This is a genomic window from Enterovirga sp., assembly GCF_028290205.1.
Taxonomy (GTDB): Bacteria; Pseudomonadota; Alphaproteobacteria; order Rhizobiales; family Beijerinckiaceae; genus Enterovirga.
The window spans coordinates 1-5,601 of sequence record NZ_JAQGKF010000189.1 but is presented as its reverse complement, the minus strand read 5'-3'; the positions used below and the strand labels follow the sequence as shown (position 1 = coordinate 5,601).

The window sequence follows — 5,601 nt, the reverse complement described above, 5'->3', positions numbered from 1 at the left end:
AGCCCGGCCGGGGCAATGGCGCCAACGGCGCAGCGCACAAGGCCTCGACCGAGGTCAAGCGCGGCCTGGTCACCCTGGTGGACGCCACCCCGACCTCCGCGGCTCGCATTCCGCTGGTGCCGGGGCTGCTCGTCGTCACCGACGACGGCCGGGGGATCGCCCAGGAGATGGCCGACCGTCTCGCCGATTTCGGCCAGCGCACGGCACTCGTGGCCCATGCGGGGGCGAGCCGCGACGAGGTGGACGCCGCGTTCTGCGCGGACCTGACCTCACCCGACGCCGTGGCCGACCTGCTCGCCACCCTCCGGGCGGAATACGGCCGCATCGGCGGCCTTGTGCATCTCCTGCCGCTGGCGGAGGCGCCGGCCGGCGAAGACCCGATGGTCCGGATGGAGCGCGAGGTGAAGTCGCTCTACCTGCTGGCCCGCGGGCTCGACTCGGACCTGCAGGAGGCCAGCGAGGAGGGAGATGCTATCTGCCTCACGGCCACCAATCTCGGCGGAGCCATGGGCTTCGGCGAGCGGCCGCTGCCAGACCATTACTTCGCGGGTCAGGGCGGCGTCGGCGGCCTGACCAAGTCGCTGGCCCTGGAATGGCCCGACGTACTCGTCCGCACGGTCGACCTGAACACCGAGGACTCGGTCCCGGCTCTGGTCGAGCGGCTGCTCGCGGAGGTGAGCATCCCGGACGGCGCGACCGAGGTCGGCTACCTCGGCCCCCGCCGCGTCACCTGGGAGCCGGTGTTCCAGGCCCTGCCCAAGGGGCCGGAGGCGGCGCCGCTGCTGGACGAGGGCGCGACGGTGCTGATCACCGGCGGGGCTCGCGGCATCACCGGCACCATCGCCGTCGAGCTGGCCCGGCGCTACCAGGCCACCCTGATCATCACCGGGCGCTCGGCCGAGCCGGGGGAGAGCGAGGACCCGGACCTCGCCGCTGCCCGGAGTGCGGCCGAGATCAAGGCCTGCCTCATCGCCAGACGGCAGAGGGACGGTCAGCCGGTCAGCCTCGCGGCCGTGGAGGCGGAGTTCAGCCGCGTCACCATGGACCGGGAGATGCGGGCCAACCTGCAGGCGATCGCCGCGGCCGGTGGCCGCTGCGAGTATCACCGGATCGACTCGCGCGATCGGCCCGGCATGACGCGGCTCTTTGCCGAGATCGAGGAGCGCCACGGCGGGGTCGATGCGGTCATTCACGCGGCCGGGATCATGGAAGACAGGCTGATCCGGGACAAGACGCCGGAATCCTTCGACCGCGTGTTCCGGACCAAGGCCGAAAGCGTGCTGATCCTGCGCGACCTCCTGGTGCCGGAGCGTCTGAAGTTTTGCGTCTTCTTCGCCTCCACGACCAGCCGCTACGGCAACAAGGGCCAGACGGATTACGCGGCCGCCAACGAGATCCTCAGCAAGACCGCGCTGGAGCTCGACCGCACCTGGCCCTGCCGCGTGGTCGCGATCGACTGGGGGCCGTGGTCTCAGGTCGGCATGAGCGCCGACATGGAGGCCTACATGATCAGCCGCGGCTTCACGCTGATCGCGCCCGAGGACGGGCCGGCCATGTTCATCAACGAGCTCCTGCACGGCCGGAAGGGCGAAACCGAGGTGATCATCGCGGGCGCGACGGAAGAAGCCGGGCGGCCGGTGCGGGCGGTCCGCAAGGCCAGAGTTCCGGCCATCACGAGCGAGAGCCGCCTCGAAGGGCTGGCGTGAGGCATGCTCGAGCGCGATGAGGAGCGCCCCGAGGCCGGGCCGGACGCGGCTGCGACCTCCTTCGTGGCCGCCCGCCGCGAGGCGCCGCCCTGGGACAGCGAGCTGTTTCTCCTCCGCGGCCCGGACCGGCGCGCGCTGATCGACGCGGTGCGGCGCCTGCAGGACTTCCTGCAGACAGACCCCGGCGTGAACCTGAAGGACCTCGCCTTCACGCTGAACACAGCCCCGGCCGGCCCGGGCAGCGCCTGCCTGGCCCTCGTGGCCGGTTCGGCCGAGCAGTTGCAGGCCCGCCTTGCCAGCGCTGCCGGCCGGCTCGCGGACCCGGAACGGACGCAGATCAAGGACGCGGCGGGGATCTACTATGTCGACCGCCCGCTTCACCCGGAGGGCAGCCTGGCGCTGCTGTTTCCCGGCGAGGGCGGCGAATACCTGAACATGCTGGCGGACCTGTGTCCGCACTTCCCCGAGGTGGGCGACGCCTTCGCGAAGGCCGAGCACTTGGCCTGGAACGCCTCGCCGGCGGCCGGCCAGCGCTTCGCCCGGCTGTTCCGCTTCGACCCCGCCGGCTCGGCCCAGGAGCGCCAGGAGGCCGAGCAGGCGCTGGTGCAGCTCGATGCCATCGCATCCGGCGTTCTCCTGGCGGACTGGGCCATGTTCGCCCTGCTCACCGCGCTCGGTCTCACACCGGCCGCCATGGCCGGGCACAGTCTCGGCGAGATCGCCGCCTTGCAGGCCTGCGGAGCCATCGAGGGCAGCGAGGAGCAGTTGGTCCAGGTCGGCGCGGTGCTGAACCAGCTCGCGTCCTGGGAGGCTGCGGGGGCCATCACCCCGTCGATGCTGCTGGCGGTCGGCGCCGGCCGCCCGGCCGTCGAGCAGGTCGTCCAGGACGCCATTGGCGGCGGCGTGTTCCTCGCCATGGACAATTGCCCGCACCAGACCATCGCGGTCGGGCCGCTGCATCTGATGGAGCCGGTTCAGGCCGAGCTCAAGGCGAGGGGCTTCATCTGCGAGCGCCTGCCCTTCGACGTCCCCTATCACACGCCGATGTTCGAGCCGTATCTCGGGCCGTTCCGTGAGCTGTTCGACGGCATCCCGTTCCGCCGGCCCCGCAGCGCCGCGATCTATTCCTTTTCCACGGGACGGCCGTTTCCGGACGATCCGGCGGAGATCCGCGACCAGGCGCTGCTGAACCTGGCGCGACCGGTCGAATTCACCTCCCTGATCCGCAACATGCACGCCGACGGCGTGCGCCTGTTCGTGGAATGCGGGCCGCGCGGCAACCTGACCTCCTTTGTCGAGGACATCCTGCGCAACGAGCGCTTCGCAGCCATTCCGTCCAACCTGCCGACCCGCTCCGGCGTGACCCAGCTCAATCACTTGGCGGGGCAGCTCGCGTCGCATGGGGCGCCGCTGAAGCTCGAGCACCTGTACGGGCGGCGTTCGCCGCAGCACGTGGCCTGGGACCGCGCCCCCGAGGAGGAGGCGGCGGCGCCCGCCGACGCCGCGGCAGCGGAGCAGGAGGTCTCCCCGGCCGGCCCGCTCACGGTGCTGCCCCCCGCGGCACGGCCGCACCGCGCGGAGGTGGTGGCCCAGCATCTCGCCCTGATGGAGCAGTTCCTGGACAGCCAGGTCGATGTGATGGGGGCCTATCTGAACCGGCGGCGAGGCTCCGCCCGAGGCGAGGCCCCGGCGCGGGCAGCCGCCTTTCCGCCGGGACCCGCGCCGCTCCCCTGGCCAACCGCCGTTCCGGACCCGATCCCCGTGGCGCTCGCCCAACGCACGGCGCCGCCGCCCTTGGGAGACCTTCCGCTTCTGGCCACCTCCCGCCTCCTGTCCTTCGAGCCCGGACGGGAGATCGCCGTGCGGCGGCCGCTCGACCTCGCCGAGGACCTGTTCGCCTCACATCACACGGTCGGCGGGCACGCGGTCAGCAAGGTCGATCCGGATCAGCACGGCCTGGCCGTCATGCCCATGACCTTCAGCCTGGAAATCATGGCGGAACTCGCCGCCTGCCTGGTTCCGGGCTTCAAGGCGATCGGCATCGAGAACGTCCGATTGTTTCACTGGCTGGCCTTCGATGCCGACGAGATCGCCTCCATCGAGGCGAGCGCGCGGCTCCTCGCAGACCCCCCCGCCGACCCGGGCGCAGCCTTTCAGGTGGCGCTCGAAATCCATGTCGTCGGGGGCGCGGCCAACACGGCCCTCGGCCGCTCCCCGGCCGGACAGGGCGTGGTCCTGCTCGCGGCCGAATATCCGCCTCCCCCGCCCGCGGGGGAGTTCCCGCTCACGGATGAACATGCCTGCACCATCCCGGTGGAGGTGCTGTACCGCAACCTCTTCCACGGCCCGCTGCTGCAGGGCACGCGCTCCTGCGGCCGCAGCGGCAACGAGGGGCTGGAGGGGGAGATCGAGATCCTGCCCCGGGACCGGCTGCTCCGCTCGCAGCCGGCGCCGCGCTTCGCCATGGACCCGGTGACGCTGGATGTCGGCATGCACCCGATCAGCGCCTGGCACCTGGAATTCGAGGACCAGTCCGGCCGCGTCCTGCTGCCGGTCGAGCTGAAGAAGATCGAGCTGTTCGGCCCCCAGCTCGCGCCCGGCACACGGCTCACCAGCCGCTGCTTTGCCCATGGCGGCAGCTACCGGCACTTCTCCCACTCCGTGGACCTGAGCGGGCCGGACGGCCGGCTGTGGTCGCGCATGTCGAACCTGACCTTCTGGCGCTTCTATGTGCCCTTTGCCGAGGTCAATTTCTTCGGCCCCAAGGACGAGTACTTCATCAGCAAACCGTGGGATGTCGGGCTCGCGAACTCGGCCGTCTCGGCCTGCTGCATCCGCCTGGATACGCCGCCGGACCAGAAGCAGAAGCAGATGCGGATCGTGACCTCGAAGGTCACCCTGTCACCCGGCGAGATGGTGCAATACCGGGCGCTGGGCGGCGACGAGCCGCGCGAGACCTCGTGGCTGTTCGGCCGGCTGGCCGCCAAGGACGCCGTCCGCCACCTCTGGCACGCGCATCACGGCGAACGCCTGTTTCCGACCGACATCATCATCACGGGCGACGAAGGCGGGCCCTTGGTGGCCCATCCGCGCGGCAAGGCCGAAGCTCCCTTTCCGAACGTGGCGGTGACGCGGGTGGAAGACGTGTTCGTGAGCGTCGCCGCCTTCGGCGCCCAGGTCGGCGCCGCGCTCGAACGCATCGGCCCGCCGGACCCCGATCTCGCCAGCTCCGGCCTGACGGAGGCCGAACGCGCTCTGCTCGGCACCTGTCCGGATGACCCTGAAGAGTGGGTGGCGCGCCTCTCAGCGGCCAAATCGGCGATCGGGACAGCGCTGCGGGGCGGCCCGGATGGCGGGCCGGAGGGCATCGAGGTGCGGGCCGTTGACTGGCAGACCGGACTGGTGACCGCCGGGCCCGGTCCCGCATGGGCCGGGCGCGAGCCGGCCCCACGCCCCGACGAGCTCGTCGCCCATACCGCCCGTCAGGGCGATCTCATCGTCGCCGTCTGCCTCAGCGAAAGGCCTGCAGCATGAAGCCGATGGGTGCCGACGCCGTCCTGCAGGACCTGCGCGAACTCCTGCGCGACTTCAACGGCAAGGAATATTCCGAGGAGATCGGTCCGAAGACCCTGTTCTTCGCCGACCTCGGCATGGTGTCGATCGACGCCGTGATCCTGGCCGAGACGTTGGAGACGCGCCACGGGCGGCGGTTCGCGTTCGGCGAGTTTCTGGCCGACCTGCGCCGCAGAGGCGTGCGCGACATCGCGGTCGGCGACCTCGTCGCATTCCTGCACGAGCAGATGTCCCACTCGGAAGCGGAGATCTAGCCGTGCCGATGCTCGACCTGAACGGCCTGCGCTTCCACTATCAGCAGAAGGGCAGCGGCCCCGACATC

Annotated in this window: 3 protein-coding genes; all 3 read left to right on the top strand. The window is 71.0% G+C overall.

Features of this window, described 5'->3' with window-relative positions; translation table 11 throughout:
- Window positions 1–1,706 (top strand): SDR family NAD(P)-dependent oxidoreductase (locus JWR86_RS13550; protein WP_299566499.1); only part of this gene is annotated, 1,706 nt, incomplete at its 5' end.
- Window positions 1,707–1,709: 3 nt separating this feature from the next.
- A complete protein-coding gene (locus tag JWR86_RS13545; protein WP_299566497.1) occupies window positions 1,710–5,240 on the top strand; it encodes an acyltransferase domain-containing protein in 3,531 nt (1,176 codons plus the stop codon).
- A 5-nt stretch (window positions 5,241–5,245) separates the two neighbouring features.
- Entirely contained in the window at window positions 5,246–5,533 is a 288-nt protein-coding gene (locus JWR86_RS13540) for a hypothetical protein (protein ID WP_299566494.1), read from the top strand.
- Window positions 5,534–5,601: the final 68 nt, after the last annotated feature.